Source organism: Vibrio sp. 2304 (genome assembly GCF_033339475.1).
Lineage (GTDB): Bacteria > Pseudomonadota > Gammaproteobacteria > Enterobacterales > Vibrionaceae > Vibrio > Vibrio alginolyticus.
In genome coordinates this window covers 839,569-857,975 of the sequence record NZ_JAWOUQ010000001.1, presented here as the reverse complement: position 1 = coordinate 857,975, position 18,407 = coordinate 839,569, and the positions used below count along the sequence as shown (strand labels likewise).

Below are 18,407 nucleotides of genomic sequence, written 5' to 3'. Positions count from 1 at the left end.
AATTCAAGCCAGTCCCAGTGATTGCTTGCTCTATCTTGTTTCTTACCTTTTAAAGAATTCCACTGAAAACAAAAGCCTCATCAAATCGATGAGGCTTAAGTAGAAATCGAGTAGCTCTTAGTTTTCTATTAGTTTCAATTTTGATTTAGCTTGAGCTTAGAAAATGTCACGCTGTTATAGTCACCGTTTTTCTTGTCGACTGAAAAATCACCGGTGCCCGCACATCCTGTACCCCACACAGGGTGAGACTCACTGACGCTACATTGACCATAAGCTCCTGCTTTAAAATAGAACATGTCTTCTGCGTAGCCATGCTCAAAGTCCTTACTATCAATCCCCTTACTGAGATCTATGGAATAAGTCACTGTCTCGTGGCGTTCTGTTTCAAACGTCAAGTTCATCATAGTTCCTTGAACTTCTATCTTGTAGCTGAACTCTTCACCAAGAGCGATACCTGCTTGGCCTGGTTCTTCAAGGTTATCCCAAGTATTTCCCCATACTGGATATGCAATATCAATACGATTTGGATCTTCCTTCGCTAGGTTACGCTCGTAGTTCCAAAATACAGAGCCCATTTTGTGTTCTGGGAATTTTTTATAGAAGATTTTAATAGGTTCATTTCCATGTCCATAACCTTTACCCTCTTTTATTCTTGCATCAATTTTTTTCGCGTGGATTTGACCGACAACAACAGAATGAGCAGGCCCTTTTTCTGGAAATTTGGCGTGTTCAGAAACATGGTTCACTTTCAAGGTCGCTTCCAACGTTCCACCTACGCGACTGTGTTTAGCAGCCTGAGGGTGGCTCGATAAAGCCCAATGGTTTGCTAAATCATCGGTTTGAATAGAAAAGTCAGCGCCACGAGGCATTTCACGTAGTTCAGAGCGAGCATTCTTCGAGTTTTTTGTCGTTACCGCTTTATTCTGCACTTCAAACACCAAGTTGCCTTCTTCGTTCAAGAAGAAGAAGTCTTTGTGTGAATAACTCAGCATCGCCACACCCTCGATTTCGTCCACTTTTCCGTCTTCATTGATATCGGAAGGAATAGTGATCTTCCAGTTTCGCATATCAAATTTATCGGCAGGGACTGGATAATCAACGCCATTATTTAAATCAGAAGCGATAGCAAGAGTTGGTAAGGTAACAGCCATTGCGGCTACGAGTAGATTGAGTTTCATGTTCAAACCTTATTAAATGTAATATTGTCATACATATAATAAGGTTTGCAACGGAATGATTCGAGGAAAGAAGTTATGATGTGCTCTATTGATCACAATTTATAAACTCGATAAACCCCAAAATGATAAGCTAGACATACTCCTCTTTAGTCCATAGCATCTACGAATATTTTCGACCTAATCCAATAGTCATAGAATCAATCGTACATTAGCTTGTCTGCCTTATTAATATCGAAATCTTTCAGAGACTTACGTGCTAAATGCCTAAATGGCCATGCCTTAACAATTTCTTCAAACGGCATGATTGCAAACACCCAAAACACTGAAAGGTCCAAGTATAAAATCATCAAAGCACATAACGGTATTGAGATTACCCACTGACCGGTAAAGTTAATCTTAAACACCTCCGTTGTTTTACCTAACGCTCTCAAAATATGACCATGAACGGTGTTATGGCCACGTACTATCGGTAGCAGTATGTAAAGTGGAGCAATCGCGGATAACGCTTTGTAAGTACTCGGGTCTAAGTCGGGATACAAATCAGGAAGAACGAAACTAAGTGCAAAAAAGAAAAATGCTGAAACGAACGAGATCATCACGGCCATATCAATACTAATATCGACATTGTTACGCAGCTCATCCATTTTTCTTGATCCAATTGCTTGGCTAATCGTGATTGCCGATGAATGCGCCCAAGCAGTAATGAACTGAGTACCCGCTTTGATCCAAGGCATCACGATAGTCATAGCGACATAAGCATTTAAGGTCAGTTGCGAGTACAGCAACATGTATATCGTTGCGCCAGTTTGTAACATTGTGACGTTCGCCGCGACGGGGAAAATCTCTTTAAAATGCTTATGTATATTGCTTTTCAATGACGCATCAAGCTTCTTAATAGACAAGATGATAGAATCATCAAGCTTAATGCACATGGTTAAATATAACAGCCGAATACTAATAGCAACCAAACTACCCGCCGCGGCGCCTTGAACGCCAATACCTTCAAAATTAGTCAGGCCGTGAATCAGAACATAAGACATCGCCACGTTGACTGGCAATTCAATCAAATAGCCTTTAAATGGAACTTTGGTCCGTCCAAGCGCATTGAACACCGCAATCATAACCTGAGTAATGGCATTGAATATGACGATGAACTTAGCAATTGCAAGGTAGCATTTTGTCTCCGCATAGAGATCAACGTTATCCGTCAACTTACTGATTAACGCTTCATCAAAGACAGTAATCAACAGCCAGAATAAGGATGCGACTAGAACGTTGATAACTAAAGCTGCCCAGAAACCTTTATTTAACGATAGATAATGACCAGAGCCTACGGCACGGCTAAGCACCAATTGAGACCCATTTGCTAGAGCCATTTGGATACCTAAAACAAAAGAAACTATTGTTGTAGCAATCCCCATAGCAGCAAGTGAAACTTCACCTAATGGCGTAACAAGCAGCGTATCAATCATAAGCATTGATTGCATCAACAAAGCATTAAGAGCAAGCGGCCAAGCAAGAGATAAGTTTTTCTTTATGTATGGTTGGGAAAACATTAGTAAACCTTTGTAATGAGGTTAAACGTTTAAACTAAAGAGCTCTGTCATTAGGCAAAGTTCATGACAAAAAGAAACGACAGAAAACTCTTTTTAGTCAATAAAAATGTACGCAAGCTCTTAACTATTCACGGCGTCGGAAAGCCTCTGATTCTCATCATTTAACAGCGTTTGAGAGGCTAAACGAGCTTGAAATGAGTTTCCGACCATAATTGCATCATAAATTGCACGGTGCTCATTAAGGCAGAACCTCCCTCCTTCAACTGACTTGTCAATAAACACCTTAAATATGGTCGAAAGTATATTGCTGAAGGGAACGTAGAATTGATTATCGGTACAAAGGAATATCGTTTGATGAAACAAATGATCGTTAGCAATCCACTCATCATAATCGTGACATCGTGCTGCCATCGTCATTCTTTGAAATACAATTGACAACAGCTTTCTTTGCTCAGCATTGGCATTTTGGGCTGCCAGCGCACACGCCTCTGGTTCTATGGCTTTACGCAATCCTAAAAACTGAGATAGAAACGGCTTAGTATCTTCTAAATCTTGGATCCACTCTAAGAGTTGAGGATCAAGAAAATGCCAATAGTTTCTTGGTAGTACCGTAGTTCCAACTTTTGGTTTAGAGATAATTAAGCCTTTAGCAGACAGCAACTTCGTCGACTCTCGTAGTGCTGTCCGACTAACACCAAACAACTTACACAGTTCTATTTCACTCGGGAGCTTCTCATTTTGACTTAATTCTCCTGACAATATTTTGCGAGAAATCTGTCTTGCTACTTGTACATGTATCTTGTGATTTGAATTCCCGAGAAGTGAAAACTCTGCCATCTATATTCCTCATTGCCAGCAGCCTAAACGACTTGTTTAGCTAATAATTAGAAAAGGCCAAATGAAACACGCTTTGAAGGCGGAGACTTTCTGTGTAAATGTAAAGCACTGTTATTTAGCGTCTAAAGTCTAACGATCTTATGAATATGATTTTTACTCGCGAGGTATATTGGCCAAACTCAATATTGAATGGTCGAGTAGTAACATCATGCACACCGATCTTTAGTATATAATAATACAATATCACTTTGTTTAACAAGAAACCTGATCTTCTACTCAAATTGTGTGCTGTGTATTGAAAATCAGTGAGTACAATAAGTAGGCACGACTAGAGTTAACTAACATATTGAGCTAACAAATAAATAAGGAATTATGTAAGAATCGGTGGCCTCATCTGTTATACGCTAAGTATCATAATCATGAAGGCTTCATAAAGCAGTCGGAGATTCAAAATGGATTTGTGAAGACAGCTGTTATTACGTAAACATCTTCTTGGTGAGCTACACTTTGGATGATATAGTCCAAGCTTAAATAATACAATTTTAACGATAAGTGATTTTATGTCTGGTGAATTTCATTCTATCTCCGGTTCCAAGCGCAGCTTACATGTACAAGTAGCTCGCGAAATTGCTCGTAGCATTTTGTCAGGCAAGATCCCTCAAGGGTCCATTCTTCCAGGAGAAATGTCCCTGTGTGAACAGTTTGGTATCAGTCGCACAGCTTTGCGTGAAGCCGTAAAACTTTTAACATCAAAAGGTTTACTCGAGTCACGTCCAAAAGTTGGTACTCGAGTCATCAACCGAGCGTACTGGAACTTTTTAGACCCACAATTAATTGAATGGATGGACGGTCTAACAGAGATAGATCAGTTCTGTCATCAATTTTTGGGGTTACGACGCGCGATAGAGCCTGAAGCTTGTGCACTCGCAGCGAAAAATGCCACTGCGGAACAGCGAATTCAGCTATCAGAAGCATTCCAAGATATGTTGGAAGTCGCTAAAGCAGACGAACTGGACAAAGCGCGCTGGATGGATGTAGATATTCGTTTCCATAGCATTATTTTTAACTCAACCGGAAACGACTTTTTCTTACCGTTTGGGCATGTTCTGACTACAATGTTCATTAACTTTATTGCTCACTCATCTGAGGAAGGCAATACGTGCATCGAAGAACATCGTGAGATTTATGAAGCAATAATGGCAGGCAATGCTGAAAAAGCACGTCAAGCTTCGGCTAACCACTTGTTGGAGTCAAAACATCGCTTACCCGAAGCCAGTTAAGCTTAGGGCTTGGGCGATCTAATAACTAGGCAAAAGCACGCATCTCGCGTGCTTTTTTAATTTCGTTTCCTCCAATTCTTTATGGCACACCATCAATATTTTGATATATAGTAATACAAATGTATTTTGAGAATGTTGTGTTATGACCGACTCGCTACTGCCAAATATCATACAGTTTATCAGCCAGATTGATCCGTTTGACAAGGTACCTAAAGGTGCACTTCGCGAGCTTGCTTCATCTGTTAAGATCACTTATTTAAGCAAGGGGGATGTTGTTGATCAGTATTCTTCTAAGAACGAAAAGTCACTTTATATTATTAGAACTGGCTCTATCGAACAGCGTAAATCTGATGGCATATTGAGAGCTAAACTTGGTCCGGAAGATTTGTTTGGCTTCACTTTTCTTGGTAACGAAGTCGAAAGCGGAAAAGAATACAAAGCAATTGCAATCGAAAATTCATTAGTTTATGTAATTCCAAATGCTGCGCTGAAAAAGTTGTGCACTTCTCATCCTGAATGTGCTGAACATTTTGCATCACAAGCTCAGGTACGGCTAAAGTCAGCATTAGATGTCGTGTGGTCTAACAAAGAAAAAGGGTTGTTTATTCGGCGTGTAGAGGAAGTTGCTAGTGGTCGAGTTGCAATTGTAACCGCTGAGCAATCCATTCAGTCAGTCGCCAACGAGATGATCGATAAGTGCTCTCCCTGCGCTGTCGTTTATCGTGATAATAAAATAGTTGGACTGATTACCGACCGAGATATGACAAAGCGAGTCATCGCCAAAGGATTAAGCATCTCAACACCAGTCGTCGAAGTCATGTCGCCTGATCCTAAAACAATTCATCCTGACGATTTAGTTCTGCACGCAGCCTCCATTATGATGCAGCACAACATAAGAAACTTACCCTTAGTCAGAGACAATAACGTCGTTGGCGTTTTGACCACAACGCACTTGGTTCAAAACCATCGAGTCCAAGCTATATTTTTAATTGAAAAGATCAAATATGCTGGCAGTGTCAAAGCGTTGTCTAGTTTTACGTCCGAGCGCCAAGCTATTTTTGAAGCATTAGTCGAAGGACGGGTTTCACCAGAAATCATTGGTAAAGTGATGACCATGATTATGGATGCGTACACTCGTAGGTTAATACAAATAGCCATTGATAAGTTGGGAACACCTCCCTGTGACTTCTCTTGGATTGTGGCAGGCTCTCATGCTCGCCAAGAAGTACATATGCTGTCAGATCAAGATAGCGCCATCGTATTAGATGATTCGGCAACAGATAACGACCGTATCTACTTCAAACATTTAGCAATGATAGTAAGTAATGGCCTGAATAAATGTAACTATCCATTGTGTCCAGGGAAGTTTATGGCAGCGACCCCTAAATGGTGCCAGCCTCTCTCTGTTTGGAAAAAGTACTATAAGAAATGGGTGGCAAATCCTGAATACGAGCGCCTCCTCAATATCAGTGTCTTTTTAGAAATCCGAACCGTTTATGGAAACAAAGACTTTGAACAGATACTTCGCGATGAGCTTCACTCTAACATCAACGCTAATAGAGAATTCCTTACGATGTTAGTTAACGATGCGGTGAAAACAAACCCACCGCTAGGAATATTCAATAGCCTAGTATTACAAAAATCGGGAGAGAACAAGAAAACGCTCGACGTAAAAAAATACGCGATTAATCTAATCATTGATCTTGCAAGGATTTATGGTCTGGCAGTTGAATGTGACCTCACTGCAACTGATGAGCGTTTTAAAGCAGCTAACGAAAAAGGACTGCTCAGCCATGACGCGTACAAAAATATAATCAACGCATATCAATTCATCTTGTCGTTTCGATTTGCCCATCAATTAGAAGCATTAAAAAGTGGAGATGAGCCAAATAACCACATTGACCCCAATACGTTCGGTAGTTTTGAACGTCAACATTTAAAAGACGCGTTCCGCATCATTGCAGATCTACAAGAAGTCGCCAAACTCCGTTTTGGAAGCCGATAATGAAGCGCTTACTTGAGTACTTTCATCCATTGACACGAAAAAATCGTCAGAGACAAAAGCACTGTAAAAAGAAGCACATCCCTCTTTATCTTAAAAAGCTGCTTCGCTCGCCAAATCTGGACGTAAATCAACGAGCTTTTGACACTGAGTTCATCGTTCTAGATCTTGAAACAACTGGCTTAGACAGTGAGGAAGAAGTCATTCTTTCCATGGGCTGGGTAGAGATTCGACAAGGCCATATTGACTTAGCAACAAGCCAACACCTTTATGTACATAGCGACTCAAAAATTAAGCCCGAAACCATAGTTGTTAACCATATTACCCAACAAATGCTGACTGATGGAATCTCTATTCATGAAGCAATGCGGACATTCTTTAAAGCAGCAGAAAACAAAGTTATTGTTGCGCACGGATGTATAGTCGAAACTAGCTTTATTAATCAATATTTACAGCGAGTTTTCAACATAAAAGAGTTGCCGCTCATTTGGATAGACACCTTGCGAATAGAAAAAAGGTTACAAAGAGCTATCAATGCTTCCGATGAATCAGATGTGACTCTAGCAGCGACAAGGGAACGTTACGGGTTACCCGCTTACAACGGCCATAATGCACTTGCAGATGCAATTGCAACTGCAGAGTTACTATTAGTTCAACAAACCCGTATCGCACCTCAGACAAAAGCGACAGTCGGGCCCCTTTATCGGCTTAGCCTGTAATCATCCAGATCACAGGCCTATTTGCTAAACATGTTCTCTGTCACAATTTGGTATCATCAGCATTTACCTTAATTAATAATACAATATCATTAATGGAGGCGACGTTAGCAAAATGCAGCGAATAGCCATTGTCACTTGCCAACATCAGAGCGAGTGTAAACTGATTAGTTGCTCCATATCATAACTACATTTTAGAGAGCTTAGCATTGCATGTGCGCAATGATTGTCGAAGATCTAGCAGCGTTACATAAACAACCGAATTCAGGTGATGTCCCCTCGAACGTCATCTGCAGTGGTTAGTAATCATGTAAAGCCGCTGTTGCGAACTTCAGCCGACAGCTCGCGGTACTAGTACCGTTTGGCCCATGCAGTACAGGCTTGCATGGGCTTTTTTTTAACAATCCTACATCAATCGATGTTATATCCCTCTGCCAGATATGCATAAATCCGCGTCCATTCTTATTAGAGGACTTAAGATTCTTTATAAGTATATTCATAGAACCCATACCTAAACTCGACACTTTTAGCAGCTTCAGAGAAAAGCAATATCTGACACCGATCACTTGTATGATTAATTAAAGGGTTTATTACGCCTTACTGGTCACGGTTTTGAGTTATTGTACTACAAATAAGAGGAGCGAACGTTACTATTACTTAGGACAATAAACTACTTCAAAGGTCTAAAGATGGAACTCAATACTCTCATTGTGGGCATCTATTTTCTATTCTTAATCGCAATAGGTTGGATGTTCAGAACTTTTACTAGTACTACAAGCGACTACTTCCGAGGTGGCGGCAACATGCTTTGGTGGATGGTTGGAGCAACGGCGTTTATGACTCAATTCTCTGCTTGGACATTTACTGGCGCCGCTGGTAAAGCCTACAATGACGGTTTTGCTGTCGCTATTATTTTCCTTGCAAACGCGTTTGGTTACTTCATGAACTTCGCTTACTTTGCACCGAAATTTCGTCAGTTACGCGTCGTAACTGTCATAGAAGCCATTCGTATGCGTTTTGGTACAACAAACGAACAAGTATTTACTTGGTCTTCGATGCCAAACAGTGTTGTCTCTGCAGGTGTATGGCTTAACGCCCTCGCTATTATAGCTTCAGGTATTTTTGGTTTTGATATGACAGCAACCATCTGGATTACCGGTTTAGTTGTACTTGCGATGTCGGTAACTGGCGGCTCTTGGGCGGTTATCGCCTCCGATTTCATGCAAATGGTCATCATCATGGCGGTAACGATCACATGTGCAGCCGTTGCTATTGTTCAAGGTGGTGGAGTTACTGAAATTATCTCTAACTTCCCAGTCGCAGAAAGTGGCAGCTTTGTTGCAGGTAACAACCTGAACTACTTAAGCATCTTTAGTATTTGGGCGTTCTTTATCTTCGTTAAGCAGTTCTCTATTACAAACAATATGTTGAACTCTTACCGTTACCTAGCTGCAAAAGACTCTAAAAATGCAAAAAAAGCAGCTTTGCTAGCATGTGTATTGATGTTGGGTGGAGTTTTCATTTGGTTCATGCCTTCTTGGTATATTGCAGGCCAAGGTGTTGATTTAGCGGCAGCTTATCCAGATGCTGGTAACAAAGCAGGCGACTTCGCGTACCTATACTTCGTTCAAGAATACATGCCAGCAGGTATGGTTGGACTTCTGGTCGCTGCAATGTTTGCTGCTACGATGTCCTCTATGGACTCTGGTCTTAACCGCAATTCAGGTATTTTCGTAAAGAACTTTTATGAACCAATCGTTCGTAAAGGCCAAGCATCAGAGAAAGAGCTAGTCGCAGTTTCTAAAGCAACATCGGCGGTATTTGGCGTTGCAATTATTCTAATCGCGCAGTTTATAAACTCTCTAAAAGGTCTGAGTCTATTCGACACTATGATGTACGTTGGTGCGCTCATCGGGTTCCCAATGACAATTCCAGCGTTTTTAGGCTTCTTTATCAAGAAAACTCCAGACTGGGCCGGTTGGGGAACTCTAGTCGTGGGTGGCATCGTTTCCTACCTTGTTGGGTTTGTTATCACAGCTGATATGGTGTCATCGGCGTTTGGCCTTGAGGAGTTGACTAGCCGAGAATGGTCTGATGTGAAAGTAGCAATAGGTCTAATCGGACACATGACGCTAACTGGTGGCTTCTTCATGTTGTCGACTCTATTCTACAAGCCTCTAACTGACAAACGCCAAGCAGATGTCGATAAGTTCTTTGAAAACCTATCAACGCCTCTTGTAGCGGAATCAGTGGCACAGAGAAAACTCGATAACAAGCAACGTCAAATGCTGGGTAAACTTATCGCGGTCGCAGGTATAGGTGTCATGTTTATGGCTCTGCTACCTAACCCAGTATGGGGGCGCTTAGTGTTTATTCTATGTGGTGCCATCGTCGGAGGTGTTGGTCTACTACTTGTAAAAGCTGTGGATTCAAGCGCTGAACAAGCCTCTGAACCTGTGACAGAAAGTTAAATCTCTTATTCTAATAAACGCGGCTATTCTTTGGCCGCGTTTTTTAATTCTAAGTTCCCAGTACGAACACTTCACCCTTTTACGAAGACATATCATCTTGTCTAGGGTTATCGAATTGCAGCTTTATTTTGTCATTCGATAAGGCTAAACCAGAACGTGATAATCTGATCGAGTTAAAAGTGCAGCCTACCTTGCTTAAGTAAACGCCCCAAAGCCATCCAAATATCTGATGAAGTAAAGATCTCGGCTCGTATACTTTGTTACCGCTTCGTGATTTAGACTCGCTAGTCCTTTACATCACCACCTAGTCTACAAGCCAAACTATTCCCGCTGAACAAACCATCTCGGGATTACTTAGGTACACTATTTTCTCTTTTTGCAGATGGCACAACAACCGCTACCAATAAAGCTAACAACAGGAACACGGGGCTAAGCATTAATCCATGCCAGATTGAATACCCATCATGGAACAGCCAGAATATACCAAGCGTCAGTAGGTACGAAAAGTAGCTGCAAAACACCAAGCTAATCGCGACAAAGCGCTTTTGATTAATAATAAGAATCCGCACTAGATACTGGCTAAGAATACCAGAGCAGCGCATGGCAAGTTGCCAATTAATGATAAAGAAAGCAAGCGCAATAAACCCAGCTACGACCAGTGCATCATGCGTGCTTAAAATGAAGTAGCTACCAAATCGGCTTATGATGACCGGATAATCGCCTTCGTATATCGTTGACCAAGATATTGCGTTCGCTGCTGCTACGTAATTGGCAAAATAAGCAATGGCGTAGAAAGTCGTTTGAGAACTGAACGGCTGAAATACATCCGTACAAAATCCTCGCCACTCTTCTTTGTTGGCGGTAGGCCCAACCCAGTCACGTTTTTTTTGAGCGGTACGCCCGGCAAACGCAGGCCCGTTGCGAAACAACAGCCAAAATATATAGAGTGCAAGTATAACCAAGAGTATTGAAAACATACCCTTCCCCCTCATAAATTATCGGCGCCACTGCCAATGGCGTTGGGGTCGTAAACTGCACTTCCCTGCTATACCTATTTGATTTATCAAAGACTTATTATTTTATTACCACCAAAATTCATTTAATGGCATGCTAAACAGCAACATTTTCACGCTTTGTGCGTGAAGTTCGAAAGCCTACTTTTAGGTTTAGCACAAAAATAACTACAGCAAAGCGTAAGAGAGGGATTCCGCACCCATCAATGAAGATGAGGCGTTAAGCAGAAGCTGCGACCGCAATGAGAAGAGAAGGATTCAAAGCGGTCATGCATGGGCGAGAAGAGCAACTATTTCTCTAACTTTTCTTCAAATACACCAATCTCTCTGCCCAACCAAATCGCGCGTTCTGTGTGATCGAGCAACTCTTCTTCGCTTACTGGGTGAATAAGCACAGAAAAATCGCCTCGAATCGTATCAAGCCACGCCAAGAACTCTTCACTCAATGATTCTAGGTGAATTTCAAACATCGGCATCTTGTGTGGGCCAACTAACCTTCCAACTAATGGAAACACACGCAGCACATCTTGACGCTCTTGACGGATGATCTCGTTCAAGGCTTGCGCTTTATCTTGTTCTCTTAGGGGAAAATAAACATGAGCGTGGTACATAACTTCTCCATAATCACTTCCGCTTGAGCACCACCTACTTTGGATAAGCTCAAGGACTGCCGAGGGTATACATTTGTAATGCCGTCACCCTACCTTGATTCCACTCAGTTGGGAAGAAGTTATGCATTCTCATAAGGTCGAGGCTTCGAGCACAACAAAAATTTGCAATTCATCATATAGCAACTGTTTGAGTTGATTCATTAATAATGACTCACTTTGTCAAATTTTACAGCCAAATTTTGTTGCAAATATGTTTCATTAGCCAGTAATTAAATTCGAGTTTAAAAATACCACCAACAAAATAGCAGCATATTACTCTGCAAAATCAGGGTGTAAGCAAAACTTTACTACTGAGCGAAAGTCAAAATGAAGCATAATTTAACAATTTGTTTACACTTATTGTATCTGGCTATACCACGATTTAGTTAGAGGGTTAGATACAGAAAAGCCTTTCTCTGTATCTTGCGGTGAAATAGTCGCAGCGATGTTATCGACAAATAGTTTAAGGGACGAACAGATGCCTACCGCTATCGAAAGCACACGCAACCTTAGGTATGGCCTTTGCGCTGATATCAGAGTTTGAGTACCCATACAAACTCTGGTTTTGTATGAACAGCTGCAGTCCAAAAGACCCGCAGCGTCAAAAGGAGCTTGAGATGAACGTTCAGGCATTACCCATGCATCGGTTTATCGACCATCGTGGGGACCTAGTCGGCCAACTACCCAACTGGGCTGACACTGAAACATTGGTCGGGTTTTACCGAGATATGGTATTAACTCGCACTTACGACAACAAAGCAGTTGCCTTGCAACGCACCGGTAAGCTAGGGACCTATCCCTCACACTTAGGCGCGGAAGCCATAGGCATTGCGGTCGGCAGAGCACTTAAAGCCGATGATGTGTTTGTTCCTTACTACCGCGATATGCCTGCGATGTGGTGTCGTGGCATTGGCATGGAAAAGAACCTTCAATACTGGGGTGGCGATGAGCGCGGGAGTGATTTTGCTCCTGAAGGCAGTCCGGTTCCTAGCCGAGACCTTCCCTACTGTGTACCCATAGCGACGCAATGTACGCATGCTGTCGGGGTGGCTTCCGCACTAAAAATTCAAGGTAACCATGAAGCTGCGCTAGTCATGTGCGGCGATGGTGGTACATCCAAAGGGGACTTTCTTGAGTCAATAAACTGCGCAGGTACTTGGAATATTCCACTTGTTTTCGTCGTAAACAATAACCAGTGGGCAATTTCAGTGCCGCGTAGTCTCCAATGTGCCGCCGATTTCTTATCAGAAAAAGCGCAAGGTGCAGGTATACCGGGTATTACTGTCGATGGTAACGATGTCGTCGCCGTTTATGATGCAACTAAAACCGCCCTTGAGAGAGCAAGAAAAGGGAAAGGTGCAACACTCATCGAAGCGGTGAGTTACCGACTGAGTGACCACACTACGGCCGATGATGCGACTCGTTATCGTAAAGAAGATGATGTTCAAACTGCATGGCAATACGAACCTATCGCACGTCTTAAAACGTACCTCCTTAATCAAGGCGCTTGGAGCGACGAACAAGAACAGCAATGGCTAGATTACTGTAAAGAGCAAGTAGAGTTAGCTGTTGAACGCTATCTGAGCTTACCGCCACAAGCACCAGAAACCGGTTTCGATTATTTGTATGAATCGCTACCTCAAGAGCTTCATGCACAAAGAGATGAACTCATCAACAAGGCAATGAGAATGCAGGGAGGCAGACATGGCTGAGCTAACGTTGGTTGAAGCAGTAAACCTTGCCCTGCACCACGAAATGCAACAAGACCCCAATGTTGTCGTATTAGGTGAAGACGTGGGCGATAATGGTGGTGTATTTCGTGCCACTGTTGGACTCAAGCAAGAGTTTGGTCTTAAACGAGTAATCGATACGCCCCTCGCTGAAGCCTTAATCGGCGGGGTTGCGGTCGGTATGGCAACGCAAGGATTACGACCTGTCGCCGAATTTCAGTTTCAAGGTTTCGTTTTTCCTGCGATGGAGCACTTAATGTGCCACGCGGCTCGAATGCGTAACAGAACTCGCGGTCGGCTCACTTGTCCCGCGGTTTTTCGTGCGCCATTTGGCGGCGGTATCCACGCTCCGGAACACCACTCAGAAAGCGTGGAAGCGCTATTTGCTCACACTGCTGGATTTAAAGTGGTGATTCCTTCTTCACCACAACGCGCATACGGCTTACTTCTCGCCGCAATTAGAAGCAATGATCCCGTCATGTTCTTCGAACCGAAGCGCATATATCGCACCGTTAAATCTGAAGTCGTTGATAACGGCGAAGCACTCCCACTCGACACCTGCTTCACCTTACGTAAGGGGCGAGATATCACGCTCGTTACTTGGGGCGCATGCGTCGTAGAGTCACTTCAGGCCGCGCAAACCTTGTCTAGTCAGGGAATTGAAGTCGAGGTGATTGATTTGGCGAGTATTAAGCCAATTGATACCGCGACGATTTTCAGCTCACTAGAAAAAACTGGACGTTTACTCGTTGTTCATGAAGCGAGTAAAACTTGTGGTGTGGGCTCTGAGCTATTAGCTCGAACCGCTGAACACGCCATGTGCTTACTTAAAGCCCCACCTAAACGAGTAACTGGAATGGACACCATTATGCCTTATTACCGTAACGAAGATTATTTCATGGTTCAGGAAGAAGACATTGTGACCGCGGCGCGCGAACTCGTGGAGGATTGGAAATGAAGACGTTTAATTTACCCGATCTCGGTGAAGGTCTCGCTGAGTCAGAAATTGTGAAATGGCACGTTAATGTCGGAGACATGGTTAAATTAGATCAAGTGATCTTAACCGTAGAGACAGCAAAAGCGACGGTAGACGTCCCTGCCCCTTATTCGGGCCGTGTGGTCAGCCGTCATGGTGAGGAAGGTGAAATCGTCAATATTGGTGCATTACTGCTAGAGATTGATGAAACAGGTGCCGGGAGAGAAGTAACGGCAGAGAAAAAAGCCACTGCTGACGCCGCAACCGTCGTCGGTAGCGTTTCTCACCAAGCGCATCATGTTAACGTTGATGATTTCTGGATTGGTGGCAACCACAACACGACAGAAAGTAACCTCGTTACCGCCCTGCCTTCGGCTCGCTTGTTGGCACAAAAACTTGGGGTAGATCTTAACCTCGTGTCAGGTAGTGGCCCGAACGGACTTATCGTTGATGCCGATATTTACGACGAAGCCGGAAAACAGCGTCCAGGCACCGAAGTTTTGAAAGGTGCTCGACGTACCATGGTATCGTCTATGACCGAATCGCACGAACATGTTGCTGCCGTAACTATTACGGAAGAAGCGTTGTTGGAAGATTGGCTGCCAAACGAAGATATCAGTATCCGCCTTGTTCAAGCGATTGTTCATGCGTGTCAAGAAGAGCCTGCTTTAAACGCTTGGTTTGATGCCGAAACCATGACACGCTGTGTACACACAACGGTCAATGTAGGAATTGCAGTAGATAGCCGTCATGGATTGTACGTACCAGTCTTGCGCCACGCAGATGAATACGAGCCACAAGATGTTCGTCGTTGGCTCGATCAAACCGTTGAAGGGATCAGAGAGAGAAAAATCGGTCGTGAGCAATTGCAGCACGCGACGATTACGCTTTCCAACTTCGGCGCGATTGCCGGTATTTACGCAACACCTGTCGTCACACCGCCACAAGTCGCTATTGTCGGCGCGGGCCGAATACTCGACCGAGTTGTGATAAGAAATGGTCAAGCAATTTCGGTGAAAGCAATGCCGCTATCCGTAACGTTTGATCATCGCGCTTGTACTGGTGGTGAAGCTGCAAGGTTTACGAAAGTACTTGCAGAGCACCTGCAACGTCCGAGCGAAAAGTAACTTATTAAAATCAAATGATAAAGGCTTCCAATTTGGAAGCCTTTTGTTTTAGGGAACAAGACTATATCTACAGCTTCTCTAACAGCTCAGGCATTACCACAAACAAATCGCCGACCAATCCATAATCTGCAATGTCAAAAATAGGCGCATCAGGATCGCTATTAATTGCAACAATCACCTTGGAATCTTTCATTCCCGCCAAATGCTGGATCGCTCCAGAAATTCCGACGGCAATGTATAACTCCGGTGCAACAATTTTGCCGGTTTGCCCGACTTGATGGTCATTAGACACATAGCCCGCATCGACCGCCGCTCGTGACGCCCCTACCGCTCCACCTAGCTTGTCAGCCAATTGTTCTACTAAAACAAACTTCTCTTTACTCCCGAATGCACGCCCCCCCGACACCACTACTCTAGCCGCTGGCAATTCTGGTCGCTCACTTTCTGGCGTTTGTTGCGAAACAAACTCACTAAGTTTATTGATAATCACCGTGTCGACTTGAGTAAGCTTAGGGACAACTGGCGTGTCAGATAGCTCTGCGACATCAAAAGCCGTACTTCTTATGGTCATCACTTTATAGGGGTCATTCGACGTGACTCTCGCCAATGCATTTCCAGCATAAATTGGACGAATCACCGTATCGATAGACTCGATTGTCATCACGTCAGAAAGTTGACCAACATTAAGCAACGCCGCCACACGAGGCATCACATTCTTACCAAATGTACTGGCAGGAGAAAGAATGTGTGAGTAGTTTTTGGCTACTTGTGAGATCAAAGGTGCGATATTTTCCGCTAATCCATGTTTATATCCCTTCGCATCAACCCAGATAATTTCTGCAACACCCTGAACGCAATTCAACTCATCCAAAACTGATTGGCACTGATATCCAATAAGCAACACAGAAACAGGAAGCGATTTATCATCATCCTTAATCTCAAATGCCGCTTTAATTGCACACAGCGTCCCTACAGCCAACGATTGGTTGTCATGCTCTGCGAGCACAAGTGTTGCTAATGGTCGGTCTTCCATGGTCATGCCTCATATAACACGTCAGATCCATTACTTGAGCTTAGTCCACTTCACGTTAACGTCAACTGAGCTATAGTTTTCTGTATAGAAACCAAAACCTGTCACGCAGATGACGATAATAGAAAGGAAGCATAAAGATGGAACGAGAATGCATGGAGTTTGATGTCGTGATCGTGGGGGCCGGACCTGCAGGCTTAAGCGCCGCTTGTCGGCTAGCTCAACTCAACCAAGACAGTGAAGGTGACGCACTTTCAATTTGCGTTGTAGAAAAAGGCTCAGAAGTGGGCGCACATATTTTATCTGGCGCTGTTTTTGAAACTAGTGCCTTAGATGAGCTTTTCCCCAATTGGAAAGAAATGGACGCCCCGCTAGCAGCCTCAGTTCAACGAGATGATTTCCTTTATCTTACTACTGAACAAAACCATATTCGCGCTCCCCACTTCCTTACACCGCGTCCAATGATAAATGGCGAGAATAATTACGTAATTAGCCTTGCCAACCTTTGCCGTTGGCTCGCTAACCAAGCAGAAAATCTTGGGGTGGAAGTTTTTCCGGGCTTTGCCGCTGCAAGCATCAATTATGATCAGACTGGCGCCGTGACAGGCATTAACACGAGCGATATGGGACTAGATAAGAACGGCCAGGCCAAACCTAACTTTGAACCAGGTATCGAGCTAAGGGCAAAATACACCCTTTTTGCTGAAGGTTGTCGCGGACATCTGGGTAAAGAACTTATTCAAAGGTTCGACCTAGACGCAGGAAAGCAACCACAGCACTACGCGCTTGGCCTAAAAGAGATATGGGAGTTACCCACTGACAGTAAGGATGTATCTGGCAGTGTTATCCACTCCGCTGGCTGGCCCTTGAGTGAAACAAATACCACAGGCGGCGGTTTTCTCTATCACATGGAGAACAACCAAATCGCCGTCGGGCTTATTGTCGACTTGAATTACAGCAATCCTTACTTAAGTCCGTTTGACGAATTTCAACGCTTTAAGCACCACCCTGCGATCGTACAACATTTGAAAGGCGCCCAACGAATCGCTTATGGCGCAAGAGCCATTGCGAAAGGTGGGCTTTCCTCTCTGCCGAGACAGCAATTCCCTGGCGGTTTATTGATTGGTTGTGATGCGGGGACTTTGAACGTCGCAAAAATTAAAGGCAGCCACACAGCAATGAAGTCCGGAATCATTGCAGCAGAAGCGGTACATACGGCCCGACAAACTGGAGCTTCTGAGCCAGACTACCAGTCGTTGTTTGAATCATCATGGTTGTATGACGAACTCGCCGAAACGCGTAACTTTGGCGCGAACATTCATAAGTTTGGCAGCATACTTGGCGGTGCTCTTTCGACTTTTGAACACAACCTGTGGCAACCACTGGTTAAGAAACCGTTACCTTGGTCTATCAAGGACTATTCGCACGATCATGAGCAGTTAAAACCTAAACAAGAGTGCCACCCAATTGCATACCCAAAACCAGATGGTGAAATCAGTTTTGATAAGCCTTCGTCGGTATTTTTGTCGGGAACACAGCACGAAGAGAATCAACCTTGTCACCTTGTTCTGACTTACCCTCACATTCCAATTGATGTGAATTTAGGTATGTATGACGAACCGAGTCAGCGCTATTGCCCCGCTGGGGTTTACGAAGTGGTGGAAGTGGACAATAAGTTGAAGTTTCAGATAAATGCCGCCAACTGCGTGCATTGCAAAACCTGTGACATCAAAGATCCTTCTCAAAACATCACATGGAAAGCACCAGAAGGTGGCGGTGGACCGAGCTATCAAAACATGTAGATACGTTAGTATGTTGACGATCTAACAAATGGATAAACA

General features: G+C 43.6%; 15 protein-coding genes. 8 read left to right on the top strand and 7 right to left on the bottom strand.

Annotated elements, in window-relative coordinates:
- Positions 1-134: 134 nt before the first annotated feature.
- The 3 genes from R7P64_RS03875 to R7P64_RS03865 form a co-directional block, all read right to left on the bottom strand.
- Positions 135-1,178, bottom strand: a complete 1,044-nt coding sequence (locus R7P64_RS03875) for a polysaccharide lyase family 7 protein (protein WP_054578992.1) — start codon at positions 1,176-1,178, stop codon at positions 135-137.
- Between the two features lie 197 nt (positions 1,179-1,375).
- Positions 1,376-2,665, bottom strand: coding sequence for an MATE family efflux transporter (locus tag R7P64_RS03870; protein WP_411912774.1), 1,290 nt, complete (start codon positions 2,663-2,665; stop codon positions 1,376-1,378).
- A gap of 189 nt (positions 2,666-2,854) precedes the next feature.
- A complete protein-coding gene (locus R7P64_RS03865; RefSeq protein ID WP_017634231.1) occupies positions 2,855-3,571 on the bottom strand; it encodes a FadR/GntR family transcriptional regulator in 717 nt (238 codons plus the stop codon).
- A 560-nt stretch (positions 3,572-4,131) separates the two neighbouring features.
- Between R7P64_RS03865 and R7P64_RS03860 the strand changes: the two genes are divergently transcribed.
- The 4 genes from R7P64_RS03860 (at position 4,132) to R7P64_RS03845 (ending at position 10,040) form a co-directional block, all read left to right on the top strand.
- Positions 4,132-4,851, top strand: coding sequence for a FadR/GntR family transcriptional regulator (locus R7P64_RS03860; protein ID WP_005388529.1), 720 nt, complete (start codon positions 4,132-4,134; stop codon positions 4,849-4,851).
- A gap of 142 nt (positions 4,852-4,993) precedes the next feature.
- Positions 4,994-6,856 carry a putative nucleotidyltransferase substrate binding domain-containing protein gene (locus R7P64_RS03855; protein WP_017634232.1) on the top strand — a complete coding sequence of 621 codons (1,863 nt, stop codon included), beginning with the start codon at positions 4,994-4,996 and terminating at the stop codon, positions 6,854-6,856.
- Complete coding sequence (locus tag R7P64_RS03850) at positions 6,856-7,572, top strand: 3'-5' exonuclease (protein WP_005388533.1); 717 nt, start codon at positions 6,856-6,858, stop codon at positions 7,570-7,572. The genes R7P64_RS03855 and R7P64_RS03850 overlap by 1 nt, the downstream gene beginning before the upstream one ends.
- A 686-nt stretch (positions 7,573-8,258) precedes the next feature.
- Complete coding sequence (locus R7P64_RS03845) at positions 8,259-10,040, top strand: sodium:solute symporter family transporter (RefSeq protein WP_031781211.1); 1,782 nt, start codon at positions 8,259-8,261, stop codon at positions 10,038-10,040.
- Positions 10,041-10,390: 350 nt separating this feature from the next.
- Here R7P64_RS03845 and R7P64_RS03840 read toward each other — a convergent pair whose 3' ends face one another.
- The 3 genes from R7P64_RS03840 to R7P64_RS03830 form a co-directional block, all read right to left on the bottom strand.
- Complete coding sequence (locus R7P64_RS03840; RefSeq protein WP_154203902.1) at positions 10,391-11,017, bottom strand: hypothetical protein; 627 nt, start codon at positions 11,015-11,017, stop codon at positions 10,391-10,393.
- 326 nt (positions 11,018-11,343) lie between these two features.
- Positions 11,344-11,664, bottom strand: a complete 321-nt coding sequence (locus R7P64_RS03835; protein WP_005375836.1) for a DOPA 4,5-dioxygenase family protein — start codon at positions 11,662-11,664, stop codon at positions 11,344-11,346.
- Between the two features lie 396 nt (positions 11,665-12,060).
- Complete coding sequence (locus R7P64_RS03830) at positions 12,061-12,255, bottom strand: hypothetical protein (RefSeq protein ID WP_127891143.1); 195 nt, start codon at positions 12,253-12,255, stop codon at positions 12,061-12,063.
- A gap of 65 nt (positions 12,256-12,320) precedes the next feature.
- Here R7P64_RS03830 and pdhA point away from each other — a divergent pair, with 65 nt between their 5' ends.
- Genes pdhA through R7P64_RS03815 form a run of 3 tightly spaced genes read left to right on the top strand, consistent with a single transcriptional unit; the run spans position 12,321 to position 15,536 of the window.
- The gene (gene pdhA / locus R7P64_RS03825) at positions 12,321-13,415 is read left to right on the top strand and encodes a pyruvate dehydrogenase (acetyl-transferring) E1 component subunit alpha (RefSeq protein WP_025998586.1); all 1,095 of its coding nucleotides are present in this window, start codon (positions 12,321-12,323) and stop codon (positions 13,413-13,415) included.
- Positions 13,408-14,391, top strand: a complete 984-nt coding sequence (locus R7P64_RS03820; RefSeq protein ID WP_017634235.1) for an alpha-ketoacid dehydrogenase subunit beta — start codon at positions 13,408-13,410, stop codon at positions 14,389-14,391. Before pdhA ends, R7P64_RS03820 begins: the two co-directional genes overlap by 8 nt.
- A complete protein-coding gene (locus R7P64_RS03815) occupies positions 14,388-15,536 on the top strand; it encodes a dihydrolipoamide acetyltransferase family protein (protein ID WP_005375831.1) in 1,149 nt (382 codons plus the stop codon). Before R7P64_RS03820 ends, R7P64_RS03815 begins: the two co-directional genes overlap by 4 nt.
- A 67-nt stretch (positions 15,537-15,603) precedes the next feature.
- Here R7P64_RS03815 and R7P64_RS03810 read toward each other — a convergent pair whose 3' ends face one another.
- On the bottom strand, positions 15,604-16,569 hold the full coding sequence (locus R7P64_RS03810) for an electron transfer flavoprotein subunit alpha/FixB family protein (protein WP_318070654.1): 966 nt from the start codon (positions 16,567-16,569) through the stop codon (positions 15,604-15,606).
- A 137-nt stretch (positions 16,570-16,706) separates the two neighbouring features.
- Between R7P64_RS03810 and R7P64_RS03805 the strand changes: the two genes are divergently transcribed.
- Positions 16,707-18,368 carry an electron transfer flavoprotein-ubiquinone oxidoreductase gene (locus R7P64_RS03805; protein ID WP_262657237.1) on the top strand — a complete coding sequence of 554 codons (1,662 nt, stop codon included), beginning with the start codon at positions 16,707-16,709 and terminating at the stop codon, positions 18,366-18,368.
- Positions 18,369-18,407 lie beyond the last annotated feature (39 nt).

Bases quoted from the DNA above. Each gene is read 5' to 3' on its own strand.
- R7P64_RS03875 (WP_054578992.1), bottom strand. From the start codon at position 1,178: ATGAAACTCAATCTACTCGTAGCCGCAATGGCTGTTACCTTACCAACT.
- R7P64_RS03870 (WP_411912774.1), bottom strand. From the start codon at position 2,665: ATGCAATCAATGCTTATGATTGATACGCTGCTTGTTACGCCATTAGGT.
- R7P64_RS03865 (WP_017634231.1), bottom strand. From the start codon at position 3,571: ATGGCAGAGTTTTCACTTCTCGGGAATTCAAATCACAAGATACATGTA.
- R7P64_RS03860 (WP_005388529.1), top strand. From the start codon at position 4,132: ATGTCTGGTGAATTTCATTCTATCTCCGGTTCCAAGCGCAGCTTACAT.
- R7P64_RS03855 (WP_017634232.1), top strand. From the start codon at position 4,994: ATGACCGACTCGCTACTGCCAAATATCATACAGTTTATCAGCCAGATT.
- R7P64_RS03850 (WP_005388533.1), top strand. From the start codon at position 6,856: ATGAAGCGCTTACTTGAGTACTTTCATCCATTGACACGAAAAAATCGT.
- R7P64_RS03845 (WP_031781211.1), top strand. From the start codon at position 8,259: ATGGAACTCAATACTCTCATTGTGGGCATCTATTTTCTATTCTTAATC.
- R7P64_RS03840 (WP_154203902.1), bottom strand. From the start codon at position 11,017: ATGTTTTCAATACTCTTGGTTATACTTGCACTCTATATATTTTGGCTG.
- R7P64_RS03835 (WP_005375836.1), bottom strand. From the start codon at position 11,664: ATGTACCACGCTCATGTTTATTTTCCCCTAAGAGAACAAGATAAAGCG.
- R7P64_RS03830 (WP_127891143.1), bottom strand. From the start codon at position 12,255: ATGGGTACTCAAACTCTGATATCAGCGCAAAGGCCATACCTAAGGTTG.
- pdhA (WP_025998586.1), top strand. From the start codon at position 12,321: ATGAACGTTCAGGCATTACCCATGCATCGGTTTATCGACCATCGTGGG.
- R7P64_RS03820 (WP_017634235.1), top strand. From the start codon at position 13,408: ATGGCTGAGCTAACGTTGGTTGAAGCAGTAAACCTTGCCCTGCACCAC.
- R7P64_RS03815 (WP_005375831.1), top strand. From the start codon at position 14,388: ATGAAGACGTTTAATTTACCCGATCTCGGTGAAGGTCTCGCTGAGTCA.
- R7P64_RS03810 (WP_318070654.1), bottom strand. From the start codon at position 16,569: ATGGAAGACCGACCATTAGCAACACTTGTGCTCGCAGAGCATGACAAC.
- R7P64_RS03805 (WP_262657237.1), top strand. From the start codon at position 16,707: ATGGAACGAGAATGCATGGAGTTTGATGTCGTGATCGTGGGGGCCGGA.